We start from the raw sequence: 19,149 nt of genomic DNA on the forward strand, positions 1-19,149 counted from the left end.
GCCCGGTCCGGGGGTCAGTTCACGCCCGGGGTCAGTTCACGTAGTACAGGTCGAACTCGTCGCGCCCGTTGTCCACGCACTCGTAGCGGCTGAACAGCCCCATGCCGACACTGAGCGAACCCGCCGCGCGGCACGAGTCGTACGTCTTGTAGTGCCCGCCGAAGTAGCGGTAGTCGGCCGCCTGCGCCGACTGGGCGGCGGCGCCGCCGAGCAGGAGGGCCGCGAGGAGCAGGGATCCGGTAGCGGTCGTTCGCATGCGCATGAGCCAGGTCCACCGTTCGGTGTGTGCCGCGTGTCGGTGTGTGCCGGGTGCGGCGGTGTCTGTCAGGGACGTGATGAGCCTTTCGGTGCCCTCCGACGTTTCACCGACGTACCGCTGACGCTTCTCTGACGCCCGCCGATTCCCCTCCCCCACATTCGATTTCCACCCCTCACGCCCGCCGCCCGTCCTCCCCGGTCCGGGCCGCCAGCGCCGCCCGGCGCTCGGCGTACTCCTCGGCGCCGGTGATCCGCGAGAGCAGCTCCAGGGCCTGACCGGCCGTCTCGTCGAGGCGGTGCGCCTCCGCCTGCACCGCCGACTCCTCCAGCTCCGCCAGCGCCTCGGCGGTGCGGCCGAGGTGCCACAGGGCCTGCCCGCTCTGCAGGCGCAGCCACGCCCGCCCGACGACCTCCTCCTCGCGGTCCTGGCGGTCGTCGTGGTCCTTGTGGCCGTCGCGATCGTCGCGATCGTCGCGGCCTTCGTGGTTCTCGCGGGTGAGCGTCAGCGCGTGGCGGGCGTGGGCCAGTGCCTGCTCGGGGTGCCCGCCGTCGAGGGCGAACCGGGCGAGGTGCTGCAGGGCCAGGCGCTGGGTGGGCAGATGGCCGCAGCGGACCGCGAGCGCCAGTGCGCGCAGACACTGGGTACGGGCGTGCCGGGGCTCGCCCGTCCGGGCGTGGGCCATGCCGAGGTTGATCCGGGCCGTCGCCTCGGCGACCGGGTCGGTGGCCATCGAGGGCGCGGGCCCCAGCAGACGCAGGGCCTCGGGCAGCCGGCCCTGCTCGATCAGCAGCCACCCCAGCAGCGCGCGGACGCGCGACTCGCCGTCCGCGCCGGCCGCGTGCGGATCGCGCTGTACGGAGTCGAGCGCGTCGGTGAGCAGCGGGCACCACTCGTCGCGCGGGCGCAGGACCATCAGCGGCCACTGCAGGACGGCCAGCCGCCACGCCTGGGCGTGCAGGTGCTCGGCACGCGCCGCGGTGACGGTCCGGGCCAGCAGTTCGCGCTGCTCGGCGTACCAGTGGAGGGCCTGGGCGCGGGAGGTGAACTCCGCCCGGGAGGAGGGCAGCCCGGTTCCCGGCGGCAGGGCGCAGCACGGCTGCGAGCCCGGTTCGGCCGCCTCGGTGGCGGCCAGGCAGGTGTGCAGCAGCAGGTCCACCAGCCGCCGCAGCGCGCCGTCCGTGCCCGGCCCGCCCGTACCGCCTGCATCGCCGACCGAACGCTCCCCGGCGGTGGTACGGGCGTACAGGCGCACCAGGTCGTGCAGGGACCAGTCGCCGTCGCGCCCCTCCACCACGAGGTGGGCGCCGGTCAGGGCGTCGAGCGCGCGCAGCGCGGCTCCCTCGGTGGTACCGGCCAGGGCGGTCGCCGCGTGGAGGTCGATGCGTCCGCCCGGGTGGGAGGTCAGGGCGTACAGCATCCGGCGGTCCTCGGGCGCGACGTGCCGCAGGGAGGCGCCGAGCGCGGCGCGCGGCCCCTGGTCGTCGACGGACAGCAGGGCCAACCGCCGTTTGCCGTCGAGGAGTTGGGCGGCCATCCGCTCCAGGGAGGCGTCCGGCCGGTAGGCGAGGCGGGCCGCCACCACGCGCAGGGCGAGCGGCAGTCCGCCGCACAGTGCGGCCAGACGGCGGGCGGCGGCGGGCTCGGCGGCGACGCGCCGGGCTCCGAGTACGGAGACCAGCAGGGCCGTGGAGTCGGTGTCGTCCAGGACGTCGACCGGTACGGGCCGGGCGTCCTCGGAGACGACGAGCCCGCCCAGCCGGTCGCGTGAGGTGACGAGCGTGACGCAGCCGGCTCCGGCGGGCAGCAGCGGGCGCACCTGCGCGGAGGAGGCCGCGTCGTCGAGCACCACCAGGAGGCGGCGGTCCGCGGTCAGCTCCCGGTAGAGCGCGGCGGCGCCCTCCGCCGAGTCCGGGACGTGCTCGGGGGCCACGCCCAGGCGCCGCAGGAACTTCTGGACCACGAGGTCGCCGTCGGCCGGGCCGGGTGCCCCGAAGCCGCCCAGTTCGGCGAAGAGCAGACCGTCGGGGAAGCGGTCGGCGTTGCGATGGGCCCAGTGCACGGCGAGCGCGCTCTTGCCGACGCCCGCGGGGCCGGTGACCAGGCAGATCGGGGAGACGTCGGTGGCGGCCGGTGCGGCCAGTGCGTCCAGCTGGGCGAGTTGGGAGGCCCGGGCGGTGAAGCTGGCTGGGGGGCGGGGCAGGGCGGCGCGGTGGGGACGGGGGTGGGGGGTTGCTGCGGGGGATGGCGGTGCGGTGGACAGTGCCGAGACGGGCGGTGCGGTGGGGGATGGCGGTGCGGTGGACGGTTCCTCGGTGGACGGGGCTGGGGGCGGGGTCGGGGTATGGGCCTGGGAACGGGTCGGCGGGGGCGGGGTTGCGGGATGCGCCGCCGGAGTTGGGGTTGCGGGGTACGCGGTCGGGGCCGCCTGGGCTTTGGGGTACGCCATCGGGACCTGGGTCTCGGTGGTCGGGGCTGGGACCTGGGCCGGGGTGTCGGCGTACGTAGCCGGAGCTGGGGTTTCGGGGCAGGTGGCCGGGGCCGGGGCCTCGGTGGACGGGGCTGGGGCGTGGGCCGGGGTTCCGGGGTATGCAGCCGGAGTTGGGGTTTCGGGGCAGGCGGTTGGGGCCGGGGCCTCGGTGGACGGGGCTGGGGTATCGGGGTACAGGGCCGGAGTTGGGGATTCGGGGCACGTGGTCGGGGCGGGGGTCTCGGAGTACGCCTCCGGAGCCGGGGGCCGAGGGCGCTCCGCCTGGGCCGAGGTCTCCGTACGCGCCGTACGCGCCGTATTCTCGCGGGCCGGGGCGGGCGGCGCATCGCCGCGCAGCACCTCTTCGAATGCCCGGGCGAGCCGGGGCCCGGGACACACGCCCAGCTCCTCGGCGAGCAGCCGGCGCGTGTGGTGGTAGCGCTCCACGGCCCGGGCCCGGTGGCCCGACCGGTGCAGGGCCAGGACCAGGGCGGCGGCCAGCGACTCGCGCAGCGGGTAGGCGGCGGCCTCGGCGCTGAGCTCGGCCGCCGCCCGCTCGTGCCGACCCAGTCGGGCGTACGCCTGCGCGAGTTGCTCCACCGCGTCGACCCGCTCCTCCTCCAGGGCGCGGGCGGCGTCCAGCAGCAGGGGGCCGATGGTGGTCCCCGTGAGGGCGGGCCCCTGCCAGAGGGCCAGCGCCTGGTGCAGCAGCCGTACCGCCTCGGCGGCGTCCGGCAGGGCACCGGCCCGGCGCACCAACTGCTTGAAGCGGGCGCTGTCCACCTTGGCGGGTGGGGTACGCAGTTCATAGGCGCCGGTGTGGGTGACCAGGTCCACCCCGTGCGCGGCGCCGCCCGCCGCCGCGATGAGGGCGCGCAGCTGGGAGACGTGCCCCTGGACGACGGAACGCGCCCGGGCAGGCGGCTCGCCCTCCCACAGCGCCTTGCCCAGGGCGGTGACGGGAACGGGCCGATTGGGCAGCAACAGCAGCGCGGCCAGCAGCCCGCACCGCTTGGGCGGCCCGAGCGCCAGCCCACCCGACTCCGTGTCGATCCCCACGGTCCCCAACAGCCTGAACTCCACCGCGCCTCCTCCGGGGCATGCCTGCAACCCGAAGAGGACACGGAGTGACGATCGGTTGTCACAGAGCGAGAACGCGCCGTTCCGTGACCGAAAACGGCCAGGTCAGGGGCGGATGGGCGCAGTTGTTGGCCGGGGTGTGCCTCGGCGTCAACCTGCTGGTCGACGGGGTGCGGTAGGCACTTCCTGGTCGGCCACGCAGAGGGGGTGGTGGCGCCTGGTGTCCAGGATGATCACGCGGGGGGACGTCTCCTGACGCGACCTCCCCGTGTTGCCCGGGGCTGGGCTTGTTGACCCGGTGCCACCGGGTCCCGTTACGTACTCCATGCGGCGCAACTGCCCCCTTCTGCTCAAGAGCCGTTCGAAGCCGGTTCCGGGTTCGTTCGGAGCGTCAGCGCTCCCGGGCCGCGCTCCGGCGGATCGCGTCGAGCAACGATGCCTGTTCGAGAACGGTTTCGGCGGAGGGCGCGGCGCCCCGGCGTACTGCGGTCGCGAACGCGCTGACCGCCGTCGTCACCTGGTCCTCGGGCGCGAGGCCGATCTCCTCCACATGGGACCCGTTCTCCACCCGCAGCACGGGGCGGTGGTCGCCCGGGGGAGTGAAAGCGCGATCCACACTGATCCGGCCCTCGGTGCCCCTGAGTTCGTAGGCCGAGCGGTAGGCGTGCCCGATTCCGAACGTCAGCTGGGCCACGGTGCCCGCCCCGTCGCGCAGGAGCGCGGCACCCGAGGTGTCGACCTCGCGGCCGGCGTCGCACGTCAGGACGGCCCCGATGACTTCGAGGCCCGAGCCCAGCAGGTGCAGCGCCGCCCGCACCGGGTAGACCCCGACGTCCCACAGGGCGCCGCCGCCCAGCGCCGCCCGGTAGCGGATGTCGTCGCCGGGCCGGGCCGGGACGGCGAACGTGGCGTGCAGCGAACGCAGCTCGCCGATGCGGCCCTCCCGCAGCAGGGTTCGCACCGCCGCGTGCTGTCCGTGGTGGACGAACAGGACGTTCTCCACGAGCGCCAGCCCGCACGCCCGCGCCAGCCGGAGCAGCCGCGCCGTCCGCTCCTGACAGGTGGTCAGCGGCTTCTCGGCCAGCACGTGCTTGCCGGCGCGCAGGGCTGCCTCCACCCATACGTCGTGGAGCGCGGCCGGCAGCGGCACGTACACCGCGTCCACGTCGTCGCGCGCCAGCAGCGCCTCGTATCCGTGGACGGCCGCGCAGCCGAAGCGCCGCGCGACGTCGTCCGCCCTGACGGGGCTCCGGCTGGCGACGGCGACCAGGTCCACGTCGGCCGAGGCCACCATGGCGGGGAGCATCCTGCGCACCGCGATGTCCGCGCAGCCGAGGACGGCGACCCGTACGGGGGAGGTCACGGGGGTGTGTGCCTTTCTTCGTGGCGACAGTGTGGACAGGGGGCGGTCATCAGCTGCGGTTGGCGACGAACTCCTTCACCGTGGAAACGACGTAGTCGATCATCTCGTCGGTGAGGGCGGGGTAGACGCCGATCCAGAACGTCTGGTCGGTAATGATGTCGCTGTTGGTCAGGTCGCCGACGACACGGTGATTCTGGTCCTGGTAGGCCGGGTGGCGGGTCAGGTTGCCGGCGAACAGCCGCCGCGTGCCGATCTTGCGCTCCTCCAGGTGGTCGACGAACTCGGCGCGGCTGAATGGCGCCTCGGGGTCCACGGTGATCGCGAATCCGAACCAGCTCGGGTCGCTGCGGTCGGTCGCCTCGGGGAGCAGCAGGTGCGGGACGCCGTCGAGACCTTCGCGCAGACGGCGCCAGTTGCGGCGCCGCGCGCTGCAGAAGTCGTCGAGCTTGGCCAACTGGGTCAGGCCCAGCGCCGCCTGGATGTCGGTGGCCTTCAGGTTGTAGCCGACGTGGGAGAAGATGTACTTGTGGTCGTAGCCCTCCGGCAGGCTGCCCATCTGGTACTTGAAGCGCTTGAGGCACTTGTCGTTCTCGCCCGGCTCGCACCAGCAGTCGCGGCCCCAGTCGCGCAGCGACTCCACGATCCGGGCCAGTGCCAGGTTCGAGGTGAGCACACAGCCGCCTTCGCCCATCGTGAGGTGATGGGCGGGATAGAAGCTGACGGTGGTCAGGTCGCCGAAGGTGCCGGTCAGCTTCCCGTCGTACGTCGAGCCGACCGCGTCGCAGTTGTCCTCGATGAGGAACAGCCCCCGGTCCGCGGCAAGTTGGGCCACCTCGGCGACCTCGAAGGGGTTGCCGAGCGCGTGCGCGATGATGATGGCCCGGGTCCGCGGGCCGATCGCCTGTTCCACGCGCGCCGCGGTGGTGTTGTACGTGCCGAGTTCGACGTCGACGAAGACCGGGGTCAGGCCGTTCTGGAGGATGGGGTTCACCGTGGTGGGGAAGCCGGCGGCGACCGTGACGACCTCGTCGCCGGGCCGCAGCCGCTCGTCCTCCAGCACGTGCGACGTCAGCGCCGACACGGCCAACAGGTTCGCCGAGGAACCCGAGTTCGTCAGATGGGCCTTGCGGCGCTTGAGCTTGCGGGCGAAAGCGGACTCGAATTTGCGGGAACTCACCCCCGCGGCGATCCGCATCTCCAGGGCTGCCTCGACCAGCGCGACCCGGTCCTCCTCCTCCAGGACGGCGCCGGACGGCCAGATCTCGGTCACGCCTGGAACGAAGCCGCCCTGGGGCTGGCTGTCTTGGTGGAACTTGCGGACTTCGTCCAGCACCAGGTTCTTGTGAGCGCTCACGTGCGCGTCCTTTCTTGCTCCGGCAGCCGAACGGCCGCGAGCAGATCTGCCAGTGATGTGTCCAGGTCCACGGCGGGCTGCCAGCCCAGAAGGCGACGCGCGCGCGAGATGTCCAGTTGCTGCCACTCCAGGTCCGCGCGCAGCGCGCGCGAGTCCTCACCGGACCTGGCGTGCACGGGAGCCACGAGCGGCTCCCGTTCGGTCAGCCGCACGGGCCGGTCCGCGAGGCTGATGAGCCGTTCGACCAGCTGACGCACGGACATCGCCTCGCCCCGGGCGATGTTGATGACGCGGCCGCGGATCTCGTCGGCCGGTGCGGCCGCCGCGAGCACCGCGGCGGCCGCCACGTCGCGGGCATCCACGAAATCGCGCCGGGCGCGCAGCGGTGCCAGTTCCAGCTCCGCCTGCTCGCCACCGGGCGCGGCTGCCAGGCGCTCGGCGACCGTGCCCAAGAGGCTGCCGGAGGGCATCCCCGGGCCGGTGGCGTTGGCGACCCGGAGTACCACGGCGGCCAGGCCCGTGTTCCGTGCCGTGTCGAGTACCGACTCGGTGGCGGCCAGCTTGGTGCGCCCGTACACCGAGGCGGGCGCGCACCGGGCTTCCTCACTGGTGCTGGTGCCCAGCTCGCCCGGCCCGTACTCGTGGGAGCTGCCCAGCTGGACGAGGCGGACCGGGTGCGGCAGCGCCGCTGCTGCGCGGGCCAGCCGCTCGGCGAAGCGGGTGTTGAGGGACCACATGCGTTCCTCGTCCGCCTGCCACACCACACCGGCGGCGTTGACGACCACGGCGGGTGCCGCCTCGGCCAGCAGCGCCGCCAGGTCGTGCTCCGGCGCTGCGAGGTCGCGGCGCAGGTGCACCGTGGCGAGGTCGCTCGGCAGGCGCCCGGATGCGCCGCCGCGCGAGACGCAGACCACACGGTGGCCCGCGGCGCGGAACGCGGCGCACAGGTGCCCGCCCATGAATCCGGTGCCGCCGAGCACCAAGGCCGTGGGGCTCATGCGCGGCCGCTTCCCTTCAGCGGCTTCCACCAGGCGGGATTGTCGCGGTACCAGGCGAAGGTGTCGGAGAGCCCCTGCTCGAAGGGGACGCGCGGGGCGTAACCGAGCTCTTCCCTGATCTTCGTGTCGTCCAGGGCGTAGCGCAGGTCGTGTCCCAGGCGATCGGCCACACTGCGGATCACGGAGGTGTCGGCACCGCCGAGTTCCACCAAGAGCTCCGCGATCTCACGGTTGGTCCTGTCGTTCCCGCCGCCAACGTTGTACACCTCGCCGGCGGCTCCGTCGCGCAGCACCAGGGCGATGGCCCGGCAGTGGTCGTCGACGTGCAGCCACTCCCGTACGTTGGTCCCGTCGCCGTAGAGCGGCAGAGGGCTGCCCTCGATGAGGTTGGTGACGAACAGCGGGATGAGTTTCTCGGTGTGCTGGTACGGGCCGTAGTTGTTGGAGCAGCGGGTGATCGACAGGTCGAGCCCGTGGGTACGCCAGTAGACCCGGGCGATCAGGTCGGAGGCCGCCTTGGAGGCGGCGTAGGGGGAGTTCGGCAGCAGCGGTTCGCGCTCCGTCCAGGAACCGGAGTCTATGGAGCCGTACACCTCGTCGGTGGAGACGTGCACGATGCGCTCCACGCCGGTGCGCCGACACGCCTCGAAGACGTTCTGGCTGCCCTCCGCGTTGGTGCGGACGAACACGTTCGCGTCGTCGATCGAGCGGTCCACGTGCGATTCGGCCGCGAAGTGCACCACCGCGTCGTGCCCGGGGAGCAGGTCGAGCAGTAGCGGCAGATCGAGGATGTCGCCCTGCACGAACTCCAGGCGCGGGTGGGTGGCGGGCAGATTGGCGCGGTTCCCGGCGTAGCTGAGCGAGTCGAGGACGGTGACCGCGGCGCCTTCGAGGCCGGGCTGACCGTCCTCGAGCAGGGTGCGGGCGAAGTGGGAGCCGATGAAGCCGGCTCCACCGGTGACGAGCACTCTCACCGGGCCTCCTGTTGCACGGGGGCACCTGTCCGGTGCCGGGCTGCGGTCATCGCTGTATCTCCTCGTCAGGTTCGGGCTGCGGGTACGGGAGCCGGTGCCGGGGGTGCGGGGCGCGCCGGCCCGGCGTGCTCCGCACCCCGCCGCCGGGTTCATCCGACGGCGAGCTCCTCCAGGACGGCCGCCACCTCGGTCGGGTTGGGAAGCAGGGCCATCTCGTGGGCGAGGACGCCCGCGCGCTGCCGGTAGCGCGCGTCGGACAGGAGTTCGCGGCAGCCCGTGGCGATCGCCTCGGTGGAGTCACCTTCCGGCGTCGCCACGGTCAGGCCCGCGCCGAAGTCCGTCAGGGCCTTCGCGACGATCTCCATGTAGGAGGCTTCGGGGGTAATGAGCTGCGGCACCCCGGCGTTCATGGCGGTCATGGCGGTCACCCCGCCGCCGTGGTGGACCAGCAGGTCGCAAGTCGGCATCACGACGTCCAGCGGGAGCCAGCCGATACGGATGTCGCCCAGCTCCGGAGCGAACTTCTCGGTGACCTGCTCGGGCGCCGCGATCAGCACCTCTGCCCCGGTCCGGCCGAGCTCCTCCACCAGACGCCGCATCTGTTCGGCGGACTGGAAGGCGAGGGCCCGGGTACCCGTGGTGATCACCACGCGCTTGCGGTCCTGGGGGCGGGTGTACATCCACCGCTCCAGGGGGCGCTGGCTGTTGCCGGGGAGCCAGTGCATTGGCTGCGCCCCCTTGCTGTGCGCGGAGGGCAGGTGCGGCCGCAGGGAGGGCGGACACACGTCGATCTGCAGGGCGGGGAGCGGAAGCCCCTCCAGACCCAGGCGCTCCAGCTCGGGCCGCAGCTCGTCCTCGGCCCCGGGATCGGCTTCGTTGGTGGGGACCACGTCCCAGTCCTGGCGTACGTACGGAACGCCGATCTCGGCGGCGAACAGGCCCGCGACGTAGGTCATCGAGCCGCCGACGACGACGTCGGGGCGCCAGTCCCGGGCGAGTTCACGCAGCGTGCCCAGGCCGGCGAGGCCCATCCTGGCGAAGGACCGGGCGGTGTGCAGCATGTTCTCGGTGTGGCCCTGGGGCGGATCGATCGGGTTGCCCGAACGGTCGAACCGCATGAAGTGCCAGACCGGCTCCGGGTTGAGCGAGACCGACGGCAGCCCGACGCTTGCGGCCGTGTCGGTCAGCGGCTGGTTGGCGGCGACGAGCACTTCGTGGCCGGCGGTGCGCAGGGCCATGGCCAGCGGTGCGACGGTGAAGACTGTCGCCGAGCTGCCGCCGGCGATGAAGAGGAATTTCATGGGGGTCAGGCGCTTCCCGTGAGATGGCGTGGGTGGTTGTGGGGGCAGGTGCGGGGTGTCAGACGGCCTCGCCGAGGCGCACCGCGCCCGTGCTGAGGCAGGACAGGAGCGTTCGGGCCTGGACGTTGACGTAGTGCCCGTGCGTGGTGAGCGCGCTGAGCTGGCCCGGGGTGCACCACCGGAAGCCCGGCGGGGCCTGCAGTGGCGCCATGGTCTCGTCGGCCTCGACGAACAGGTAACGGCTCTCGGCGTACAGGAAGCGTCCGCCCTCCTCGGAGTGCACCGCCTCGTAGTTGATGCGCTGCGGGGAGGCGCTCAGCACCTCCTCCAAGAAGGGGGGCCGCTGAGCGGGATCCAGGTGGTCCCAGTTGCCAGGGGTGCACTGCACGGTGGGGCCGAGCTCGACGGTGTCCAGGAAGCCCGCCTCCGCGCGCGCCCGCACCAGCAGGTGCACGACGCCGCTGATGCTGCGGAAGAGGAAGGCCGTCACGCCCAGACCCACGGGTTCGAACAGCGGTTGCGACCAAGCCGGTACCTCGCGGCTGCCCGCTTGTACGGCGACTGCGACCACCCGGAAGAACCGGCCGTCACTCCGGGTGAGCATGTCCTCCCCCCGTTCCCAGCCGTCGATGCCGGACAGGGGGACGAGCCGGGTCACCACGTCGTGGCCGGACCGCTCGGCGGTGATCCAGGAATGGAACTCGGCGTCGGAGTGCAGTGCCTGGGTCTCACGGTCGCCCACGGGAAGGCAGGCGAGCACGGTCCGAGCATCCATGTTGACGACGTTGTCCCGGTGCATCAGCTCCGAGATCTGGCCGAGTGTCAGCCAGCAGAAGTCGTCATGCTCCGTCACATCGCCGACGGCCTCGACGAGCATGTTGCGGTTGGCCTTGCGGTAGAACCACGAGCCGTGCTCCGACTGGCGCACGTCGTAGAGGATCCGGCCCCGGTCGGGCTCGGTGAAGTGCTCCAGGTAGCGCACCCGGGCGCCTTGGTGGACCCGCAGGTAGTTGCTCCGGGTCGCCTGCACGGTGGGGGAGAGCTGGAGCAGGTTGCGGTTTCCGGGTTCCAGTTTCGCCTGCAACAGGAAGTGCAGGACGCCGTCGAACTCCTTCGCCACGATGCCCAGGATCCCGGCCTCGGGCTGGTGGATCGTCGGCTGCTCCCAGCGGTGGAAAGGCCCCTCGGAACTGGTGACGGACAACCCCTCGACCGAGAAGAACCGGCCGCTGCGGTGGACCAGGTTTCCCGTGCCCTCGGCGAAGGACCATCCGTCCAGCTCGGCGAAGGGGATGCGTTCGACGGTGAAGTGATGGGCCCGGGTGCGTTTTTCGAGCCACTTGGCGACGTCTTCCGTGCGCAGGCTGTGGCCTGTGTCCCGCAGGGCCGCCGACTTCGCCAGCCGCTCCGACAGATTGTGTTCCGTCCGCGGGCGAAGCCGCGTTGTCGCACTCATCCCATGCCCTCCCCAGGTCCGGTGAACAGCGGCCTCATCCGGAGAGGGCCACTTCCATGACGTATTGGCCGTAGGGCGACTTCGCCAGCCGGCTGCCGAGCCGGTAACAGGCGTCGCGGTCGATGTACCCCATGCGCCAGGCGATCTCTTCGAGGCAGGCGATCCGTACGCCCTGCCGGTGCTCCAGGATCTGCACGTACTGCCCGGCCTCGGTCAGGGCGTCGTGGGTGCCCGTGTCCAGCCAGACGAAGCCGCGGCCGAGTGGGATCAGCGTGGCCCGGTCGCGTTCCATGTACGTGCGGTTGACGTCGGTGATCTCCAGTTCGCCCCGCTCGGAGGGGCGTAGTCCCCGGGCGATGTCGACCACGTCGTTGTCGTACAGGTAGAGCCCGGTGATCGCCATGTTGGTACGCGGCCGGGTCGGCTTCTCCTCGATGGAGACGAGCTTTCCGTGCTCGTCCACCTCGCCGACGCCATAACGCTCCGGGTCGCGCACCGGGTAGCCGAACAGGACCGCCCCCTCGACGTCCTGGACCGCCCGGTACAGCAGACTGCCGAACTTCGGGCCGTGGAAGATGTTGTCACCGAGGACCAGGGCCACGGAGTCGTCACCGATGTGGTCCGCGGACACCAAGAAGGCATCCGCGAGGCCCCGGGGCTTGTCCTGCGCGGCATAGCTCAGTGAGATACCGAGTTCGGATCCGTCGCCCAGCAGGCTGCGGAAGTTTTCGACGTCGTGCGGGGCAGAAATGATTTGGATATCGGTTATACCCGCCAGCATGAGCACCGAGAGCGGGTAGTAGATCATCGGCTTGTCGTAGACCGGGAGCAGCTGTTTGGAGACTCCGATGGTAATCGGGTGCAGTCGTGTGCCGTGCCCACCGGCAAGGATTATCCCCTTCACGCCGCTCCCTCTTTTCCTGTTGTTTCGACTCGGCTGACATCGACAACAAGGATCACTTCTCAGCCGTACTGATACAAGCCATGCGGAGTCACACGATCGTCAATTTACTGTCAGATCTCTGCAGGTTTTCCCAGGGATTTGTGTCTGCAATCGCCGAGAAATGAGAAGGCGAGCCGGTCGCACTCCGTCCAGGGAAACGGTGTGTGATCGACTCGCCGCAGTGCGGAATGGAGAAATTGATTGGATGCAGGAGAAACCGACAGTTCCGGCAGCGGGTCGGGCGCCGGCCGGTCAGACGTTCCGGCTCATGACCCGGTCGACGGCGATTTCGATGATCACCGGGTTGGGCGGGTTCAGCCAGTCCTTCTGGTAGCGGTCGGCGTACCGGCGAGCCCCGTCCGCCAGGCGCTCGGCGTCATCGAAGACCCTGCCGGTGCCTTCGAGCGTCACCCAGGAGGAGACGTTGTCGCGCTGGCACAGGGAGACCCGGCTCCCCGGCGCCTGGAGGAGGTTGCGGGCCTTCTTCGACATGCCCACCGTCATGACCCGGGCCAGCCGCGCCTCACCGTCCCAAGTGAAGCTGACGGGTACCGAGTGCAGGGTGCCGTCGGGCCGCAGGGTGGTGAGAATGCCTTGGCCGTCCGCGGCCAGGAAGTCCTCGAGCGCGGGGCTGAGCGGCCAGCCCTGTGTGTCACGGTGGCCGGCGGGCATGACGCCCACCTTCGGCTTGTGTGCGGCGTCAGTCGTCATTGATTTTCCACTCCTAGAAACTCAAGCATTCGGCGGCCCGCTGCGCGGCGGCCATCCGGGCTGATACGGGAAATCGCATTCGCTGCCATATTTGGCTGGAATGTCCCTTTGTGTCAGTCGGCTGTGGGGGCATTATCTAGCTTATTGCCCCGCCGTCGGACCCGGTGTTTCAGATGCCGCCCGCAATCACACAGTGAATCATGAGGCCGAGAAGATGTGTGCAACTGCGCGAAACCGCGCTTGCACACCGGGGTGCTTGAACCATTGCAATTCCCCTCTCTCCGTGACCATAGTCGCGGACGCCAGTGGAGCGTTCTCGCGCTGAATAATCATTTGACAGCGGGCTGTGTCGGGTGAAGGCGAGCCCGATGTCAGACGATTTCAGTCGGGAACGCCACGAACCGAACGCAGGCGCCCTTCTTGGATGCGCCGCCGAGCACAGGAGGGCCATCCCATGAAGAGACCAGTAGTGGCGGTCACCGCGGATGCCGTATCAGCGACCTGGGGTGTCTGGGGCACCATTCCCGCGGCCGTACAACCCTGGACCTACATCACCAAGGTGACCGAAGCGGGTGGCTCGCCCCTTCTGCTGCCGCCGGTTCCCGAGGCGGTCGAGGACGTCATGGATCGCGTGGACGCGCTGCTCATCACCGGCGGCGGGGACATCGACCCCGCCCGCTACGGTGCCGAGCGAGACCCGCACACGTTCCCGCCGGACAAGCTGCGCGACGTCACCGACTTCACCGCGCTGGCCGCCGCCGAACGGCGCGGCATCCCGGTGCTCGGCATCTGCCGCGGCCTGCAGGTGATCGCCGTCTCCCGGGGCGGCACCCTTCACCAGCACCTGCCCGCGCACGGGCCCTCCGTCCCGGGGCAGCACACGGTCCGTGACATCGACGTGGTGTCCGGTTCTGTCCTGGGGACGGCAGTCGGCGCCTGGACCAGCGGAAAGTGCCACCACCATCAGGGTGTGGCGACGATCGGCGAGGGGCTCGTCGCCACCGCCTGGGCGCAAGAGGACGGTGTCGTCGAGGCGCTGGAGGACCCGTCCGCGCGTTTTCTCGTGGGGTTCCAGCCGCATGCAGAAGAGGGCGACCTGGAGATCGCCGGCCTGTTCAAGGCATTCGTCGAGGCGGCCTGCTGAGCGGGGCGCCGTCGGCAGCCGCGCGCCCCACCCCCCCCTCCCGCCGGCACGCGATGGTGACATGCCCTGGGCACCTCGCCCTTGGGGATGTCCCTGACATCGGACGGCGGCGGCGAAGCGGGTTGCGCGGCAGGGCGGTCACCGGCCACCGGTGACCGCCCTGGCGCATGTGCGGGCGCTCTGCCCGCGCCGATGGCCTACGCAGGCGAAGGCAGCTCCAGCTCCGCGAGCCTGGCCGGGTCGACCACGGCCCTGATGTCCGTGATCAGGCCGTCGGAGACCGTGAACGCGAGCAGCGCCTTCGGAGCGCCCTCTTCGTCCCAGGACAGGACCCCCGGAAGTCCGTTGACGAGCACCGGCCGGCCAGCTGCGGCCACACCTGCGGCCAGTCGGGCACCGGTGGCGACCTCCGTGGCGCCGAGGGTGACGACGGTGCCGGCCGGGGTGTCCACCGTCAGCTTCACCTGGGGGTCGAGCACCCGCAGCAGCCCTTCGAAGTCCCCGTCGCGAGCGGCTGCGAGGAACGCCTGGACGACGGCGCGCTGCTTCGGACCAGCGGCCTCGGGGCGCTCGGTCCCCTGCACCTTGCGGCGAGCGCGGCTGGCGAGCATCTTCGCGGAGTCCGTGGACTTGCCGAGGATCTGTCCGATCTCGCTGAACGGCACGGCGAACAGGTCGTGCAGGACGAAAGCGAGCCGCTCGCTGGGCTGCAGCGAGTCGAGAACCACCAAGAGCGCGAGCCCGACAGAGTCGGCCACCTCCGCGTTCTCCTCGGGCGCGGGCCCGGCGTCGAGGGTCAGTTCCAGCTCGTGCAACTGGTCGTCGTAGGAGGCTTCTGGGCGGGCCTGGCGCGACCGCAGGACATCGAGGCCGATCCGGCCGACCACGGTGGTGAGCCACCCGCTGAGGTTGTCGATGGTCGCCGCGTCCTGGCGGGAGAGCCGCAGCCAGGCCTCCTGCACCACATCCTCGGCGTCGGCATGGGAGCCGAGGATTCGGTAGGCGACCGCGCGCAGCCGGTCGCGCTGCGCTTCGAACGCCTCGGCCACGGATTCCGCAGGGCGGGTGTCGGACATGTTGTTACCTTCCTCGGTCCTGCTTCGTCATAGGAGTGAGTGCGTAATCCGATCAGCTAACCCGATGAAGGAGCAAGGACCATGGAATCCCGTCTGAAGAACAGCAAGGTCAGCCCTGACCTCTACACCGCGATCCAGCACCTCCACAAGGCGATCGCCGCCGGCGGCGTCGACAAGAAGCTGCTGGAGCTGGTCCACCTGCGGGCGAGCCAGATCAACGGCTGCGCACCGTGCGTCTACGCGGGTATCGCCGGGGCGAAGAAGGCCGGGGAGACCGAGGAGCGGCTGCACAACGTCGTTGCCTGGCGCGAGGCCCCCTTCTACACCGACGAGGAGCGCGCCGCGCTGGCGCTGGCCGAGGCCGCGACCCGGATCCAGGACGGCGGCGCGGGCGTCACCGACGAGATCTGGGACGCCGTTGCCGACCACTTCACGGAAGAGCAGCTCAACGCGATCATTCTGGAGATCGCGATGACCAACTTCTTCAACCGCATCAACCGCACCACCCTGGAGCCGGCCGGCAACACCTGGTCCTGAACCGGGCTGCGCCGTCACCCGGGTACGCCCCGGACGGCGGCGCCCCGAGCGTGCGTACCCTGTTGCGCCGCGCAAGCGGCGCGGCGGGTTCCCGCGCGGGTCAGGAGTCGGACCGACTTCGCACGACCTGCGCAGGACCCTTCACCGGGCCGGGAGATCTCCCGGCCGAAGGCCCCCACAGGCTCCGGCTTCCCTGGGGGCCTTCGGCTTGCGCCCCCCGGCGTGACGCCCGCGGAGGCGCGGAGCACGGGTGAGTCCGGCGGGCCCGGGACGGGACCACCACACACCCGCGTGCACCGCCTGATCGCGGTGATCCGATCCGCCCGGACCTGCCGTCCGAGGCCATGAAGTGGGGAATGAGGGCATGACAGAGGACCATCCGGGGCGGCGCCGGCTCGTCGGCGACGATCGCGCAGGACGCGAACCCACCCGCCACGACCGTTCGGTGGGCTGCGGACAACCGGCACGTCACCGTGGCGGGCGCGGATGAGCAGGACCGCGCCCGCACCCGGCGGCGACATCCGAAGCTCGCCACCGCAGTCCAACGGGCTCAGCCACCGGCAGATTCTGACCATCCTCAGCGGGCTGATGCTGGGCATGTTCCTGGCCTCGCTCGACCAGACGATCGTCTCCACCTCGATCCGCACCATCGCGGACGACCTGCACGGGCTCAACCAGCAGGCATGGGCGACGACCGCCTATCTGATCACGTCGACCATCGCGACGCCGCTCTACGGCAAACTCTCCGATCTGCATGGACGCAAGCCCTACTTCCTGACGGCGATCACGGTCTTCATCGTCGGCTCCACCCTGTGCACCCTGGCCACGTCGATGACCGAGCTGGCCGTCTTCCGCGCGGTGCAGGGCATAGGAGCCGGCGGCCTGATGTCTCTGGCCCTGGCGATCATCGGTGATCTCGTACCGCCCCGTGAACGCGCCCGCTACCAGGGCTACATGCTCGCCACGTTCGCCGCCTCCAGCGTCGTGGGTCCGCTCGTCGGCGGCTTCCTCGCCGGGCAGAGCAGCATCCTGGGCGTGGCCGGCTGGCGGTGGGTGTTCCTGGTCAACGTGCCCATCGGGATCATCGCGCTGTTCGTCGTCGCCAAGGTCCTCAACCTTCCGCACACCCGGCGCGACCGCCGCATCGACTGGTGGGGCGCGTTGACCATCGCGCTCGGCGTGGTGCCGCTCCTGCTCGTCGCCGAGCAGGGCCGCATCTGGGGTTGGGGCTCGACGCGCTCGCTGCTCTGCTACGGCATCGGCGCGAGCGGCATCGCCCTTTGGGCCTTCGTGGAGCGGCGCATGGGTGACGACGCACTCATCCCGATGCGTCTTTTCCGCAACGGCACGTTCAGCAAGACCAGCCTGCTGTCCGTGCTGGTCGGTGCCGGGATGTTCGGCGGGATGCTGATGATCCCGCAGTACCTGCAGATCGTGAAGGGCGCGAGCCCCACGCGGTCGGGCCTGGAGATGCTGCCGCTGATGCTCGGTGTCATCATCGCCTCCGTCATCAGTGGCCAACTCACCGCGAGAACAGGTCACTACAAGATCTTCCCGACCGTCGGCACCGTCATCATGGGTGCCGCGCTGCTGCTGTTCCACTTCAACGTGCAGTGGGACACGCCGCTGCCCAGGACGATGGCGTTCATGCTGCTGTTCGGGCTCGGCCTCGGCTCGTGCATGCAGACGCTGGTACTCGCGGTGCAGAACGCGGTGCCGCCCCGGGACATGGGTGTGGCGACGGCATCTTCCACCTTCTTCCGGCAGATGGGAGGCACCATCGGCACCGCCGTCTTCCTCTCGGTGCTGTTCAACGACGTCGGTGACAAGATCGCCTCGGCGCTGCGGACGGCATCGGGCTCCCCGGAGTTCCAGGCTGCCCTCCACGACCCGTCCGTGCTGAGCAACCCGGCCAACGGACCGGTGCTCGACATGCTCAACCACCCTGGCTCGGGCAGCGGCGGATCGGCTGTGCTCAAGGACTCCTCGTTCATCCAGAACATCGACCCGCGGCTGGCCGAGCCTTTCAAGCAGGGTTTCGCCGGCTCCATGCAGACGGTCTTCCTCCTGACGGCCGGGGTTATCGCGCTGGCCTTCCTGACCGTCGTCTGGACCAAAGAGGTCCCGCTGCGCAGAATGTCGGGCCTGGAGGCGCGAGCCGCCGAAGAGGGAAAGGGCAGCACCGTCGCGTGAGCGGTGTAATCCGGCGGCCTCCGTTCGCCTGCCCTTCAGGGAAAGATCTGGAATTGGCATTTTTTCTCTAAAGGGCAGTTAAAAGAATGATGGAAAAGAAGCTGACGGCAACGGGAGTGAGTGTTGGCAGAACTCCTTGTCAGCGATACGGTCACGTTCATGCAGGCAATCACTATTCCTCAATACGGTGACCCCGAAGTTCTTCTGTGGACGGACATGCCCGATCCCGTACCCCGCCGGGGAGAGGTGCTGATCGAGGTGGCCGCGGCAGGTCTGAACCGGGCCGACATCGCGCAGCGGCAGGGCAAGTACCCGCCCCCGCCGGGAGCCTCCGCCCTGCCCGGCCTGGAGGTTGCGGGCCGTGTCGCCGCCTTGGGGCCGGGCGTGACCGGCTGGTCGGTAGGCGAAGAGGTGTGCGCGCTACTCGCCGGCGGCGGATACGCGCAGAAGGTCGCCGTCCCTGCCGGACAGGTGCTGCCGGTTCCCCAGGGCGTGAGCCTCCTTGAGGCCGCGGCCCTCCCGGAGGCCACCTGCACTGTCTGGTCCAACGTGGTCCAGATCGCGCAGCTGCGCGCCGGGCAGACGCTGCTCGTCCACGGTGGCTCCAGCGGCATCGGGACGATGGCCATCCAGCTGGGCAAGGCCCTGGGCGCCCGCGTCGTGGTCACCGCCGGCAGCCCGGAAAAACTGGAGGCATGCCGACAGCTGGGCGCCGATGTGGCGGTCAACTACCGCGAGCAGGACTTCGTCCAGCAGGTCGGGCCGCAGGGCGCGGACGTGATCCTCGATGTGATCGGCGCCCAGTACCTCGACCGGAACGTCGACGCCCTGAGCCTGAACGGCCGGATGGTCGTCATCGGTCTGCAGGGCGGGAGTACCGCGCCGATCAACCTCGGCAAGCTGCTGGTCAAGCGCGCCGCCGTGGTGGGCAGCACCCTCCGGGCCCGCCCGGTGGAGGAGAAGGCCGAGGTCGTGGCCGCCGTGCGCGAACACGTCTGGCCCCTGCTGGAGAGCGGCCGGGTGCGGCCCGTGGTGGACCGTGTCTTCCCGTTCGAGGAAGCGGCCGAGGCGCACCGGCTCATGGAGAGCAGCAGCCATATCGGGAAGATCCTTCTCCAGGCATAGGAAATTCTCCCGGCCGGGGCGAAATGGTCCCTTTCTGCCGGTCCCGGCGCCGGAAAATTCGCGACGTGCCATCTCTCGTCCCTGATCGCTGTGCGAGTGCGACGCGTCGGCAGTCGCACAGCTCGGCGCCTTGCCCCTGAAGGCATCCCTAAAACCTGGCAGACCTGG

General features: G+C 70.5%; 14 protein-coding genes and 1 pseudogene. 4 read left to right on the forward strand and 11 right to left on the reverse strand.

Features of this window, described 5'->3' with window-relative positions; translation table 11 throughout:
- Positions 1 to 31 precede the first annotated feature (31 nt).
- The 10 genes from AB5J87_RS38865 to AB5J87_RS38910 all read right to left on the reverse strand — a co-directional run bounded on the left by AB5J87_RS38865 (position 32) and on the right by AB5J87_RS38910 (position 12,906).
- Positions 32 to 256 carry a hypothetical protein gene (locus tag AB5J87_RS38865; protein WP_358991193.1) on the reverse strand — a complete coding sequence of 75 codons (225 nt, stop codon included), beginning with the start codon at positions 254 to 256 and terminating at the stop codon, positions 32 to 34.
- Between the two features lie 175 nt (positions 257 to 431).
- Positions 432 to 3,809: a BTAD domain-containing putative transcriptional regulator gene (locus tag AB5J87_RS38870; protein WP_369384042.1), complete on the reverse strand. Its 3,378-nt coding sequence runs from the start codon at positions 3,807 to 3,809 to the stop codon at positions 432 to 434.
- A gap of 388 nt (positions 3,810 to 4,197) precedes the next feature.
- Complete coding sequence (locus AB5J87_RS38875; RefSeq protein WP_369384043.1) at positions 4,198 to 5,169, reverse strand: Gfo/Idh/MocA family protein; 972 nt, start codon at positions 5,167 to 5,169, stop codon at positions 4,198 to 4,200.
- 49 nt (positions 5,170 to 5,218) lie between these two features.
- A complete protein-coding gene (gene rfbH / locus AB5J87_RS38880; RefSeq protein ID WP_369384044.1) occupies positions 5,219 to 6,523 on the reverse strand; it encodes a lipopolysaccharide biosynthesis protein RfbH in 1,305 nt (434 codons plus the stop codon).
- Entirely contained in the window at positions 6,520 to 7,521 is a 1,002-nt protein-coding gene (locus tag AB5J87_RS38885) for an NAD-dependent epimerase/dehydratase family protein (protein ID WP_369384045.1), read from the reverse strand. Before AB5J87_RS38885 ends, rfbH begins: the two co-directional genes overlap by 4 nt.
- Positions 7,518 to 8,495, reverse strand: coding sequence for a dTDP-glucose 4,6-dehydratase (rfbB, locus tag AB5J87_RS38890; protein WP_369384046.1), 978 nt, complete (start codon positions 8,493 to 8,495; stop codon positions 7,518 to 7,520). Before rfbB ends, AB5J87_RS38885 begins: the two co-directional genes overlap by 4 nt.
- A 149-nt stretch (positions 8,496 to 8,644) precedes the next feature.
- On the reverse strand, positions 8,645 to 9,796 hold the full coding sequence (locus tag AB5J87_RS38895) for a nucleotide disphospho-sugar-binding domain-containing protein (protein ID WP_369384047.1): 1,152 nt from the start codon (positions 9,794 to 9,796) through the stop codon (positions 8,645 to 8,647).
- A gap of 58 nt (positions 9,797 to 9,854) precedes the next feature.
- Positions 9,855 to 11,252: an NDP-hexose 2,3-dehydratase family protein gene (locus tag AB5J87_RS38900; protein ID WP_369384048.1), complete on the reverse strand. Its 1,398-nt coding sequence runs from the start codon at positions 11,250 to 11,252 to the stop codon at positions 9,855 to 9,857.
- Between the two features lie 34 nt (positions 11,253 to 11,286).
- The gene (gene rfbA, locus AB5J87_RS38905) at positions 11,287 to 12,156 is read right to left on the reverse strand and encodes a glucose-1-phosphate thymidylyltransferase RfbA (protein WP_369384049.1); all 870 of its coding nucleotides are present in this window, start codon (positions 12,154 to 12,156) and stop codon (positions 11,287 to 11,289) included.
- A gap of 291 nt (positions 12,157 to 12,447) precedes the next feature.
- Entirely contained in the window at positions 12,448 to 12,906 is a 459-nt protein-coding gene (locus tag AB5J87_RS38910) for a pyridoxamine 5'-phosphate oxidase family protein (protein WP_369384050.1), read from the reverse strand.
- A 469-nt stretch (positions 12,907 to 13,375) separates the two neighbouring features.
- Here AB5J87_RS38910 and AB5J87_RS38915 point away from each other — a divergent pair, with 469 nt between their 5' ends.
- Positions 13,376 to 14,050 (forward strand): gamma-glutamyl-gamma-aminobutyrate hydrolase family protein, encoded by a 675-nt coding sequence (locus AB5J87_RS38915; RefSeq protein ID WP_369384051.1) that lies wholly within the window; start codon positions 13,376 to 13,378, stop codon positions 14,048 to 14,050.
- A 197-nt stretch (positions 14,051 to 14,247) separates the two neighbouring features.
- Here AB5J87_RS38915 and AB5J87_RS38920 read toward each other — a convergent pair whose 3' ends face one another.
- Complete coding sequence (locus AB5J87_RS38920; RefSeq protein ID WP_369384052.1) at positions 14,248 to 15,126, reverse strand: sigma-70 family RNA polymerase sigma factor; 879 nt, start codon at positions 15,124 to 15,126, stop codon at positions 14,248 to 14,250.
- An 81-nt stretch (positions 15,127 to 15,207) separates the two neighbouring features.
- Here AB5J87_RS38920 and AB5J87_RS38925 point away from each other — a divergent pair, with 81 nt between their 5' ends.
- From AB5J87_RS38925 to AB5J87_RS38935, 3 genes and pseudogenes are all read left to right on the forward strand, one after another.
- On the forward strand, positions 15,208 to 15,663 hold the full coding sequence (locus AB5J87_RS38925) for a carboxymuconolactone decarboxylase family protein (RefSeq protein WP_369384053.1): 456 nt from the start codon (positions 15,208 to 15,210) through the stop codon (positions 15,661 to 15,663).
- 486 nt (positions 15,664 to 16,149) lie between these two features.
- Positions 16,150 to 17,832 (forward strand): annotated as a pseudogene (locus tag AB5J87_RS38930) (MDR family MFS transporter); the annotation flags it as partial.
- Positions 17,833 to 18,015: 183 nt separating this feature from the next.
- Complete coding sequence (locus tag AB5J87_RS38935) at positions 18,016 to 18,981, forward strand: NAD(P)H-quinone oxidoreductase (RefSeq protein ID WP_369384054.1); 966 nt, start codon at positions 18,016 to 18,018, stop codon at positions 18,979 to 18,981.
- Positions 18,982 to 19,149: the final 168 nt, after the last annotated feature.

This window comes from Streptomyces sp. cg36 (assembly GCF_041080675.1).
GTDB lineage: Bacteria > Actinomycetota > Actinomycetes > Streptomycetales > Streptomycetaceae > Streptomyces.

Coding starts and splice junctions, on each gene's coding strand:
- AB5J87_RS38865 (WP_358991193.1), bottom strand. CDS start 256: ATGCGAACGACCGCTACCGGATCCCTGCTCCTCGCGGCCCTCCTGCTC.
- AB5J87_RS38885 (WP_369384045.1), bottom strand. CDS start 7,521: ATGAGCCCCACGGCCTTGGTGCTCGGCGGCACCGGATTCATGGGCGGG.
- AB5J87_RS38895 (WP_369384047.1), bottom strand. CDS start 9,796: ATGAAATTCCTCTTCATCGCCGGCGGCAGCTCGGCGACAGTCTTCACC.
- AB5J87_RS38900 (WP_369384048.1), bottom strand. CDS start 11,252: ATGAGTGCGACAACGCGGCTTCGCCCGCGGACGGAACACAATCTGTCG.
- AB5J87_RS38910 (WP_369384050.1), bottom strand. CDS start 12,906: ATGACGACTGACGCCGCACACAAGCCGAAGGTGGGCGTCATGCCCGCC.
- AB5J87_RS38920 (WP_369384052.1), bottom strand. CDS start 15,126: ATGTCCGACACCCGCCCTGCGGAATCCGTGGCCGAGGCGTTCGAAGCG.
- AB5J87_RS38925 (WP_369384053.1), top strand. CDS start 15,208: ATGGAATCCCGTCTGAAGAACAGCAAGGTCAGCCCTGACCTCTACACC.
- AB5J87_RS38935 (WP_369384054.1), top strand. CDS start 18,016: ATGCAGGCAATCACTATTCCTCAATACGGTGACCCCGAAGTTCTTCTG.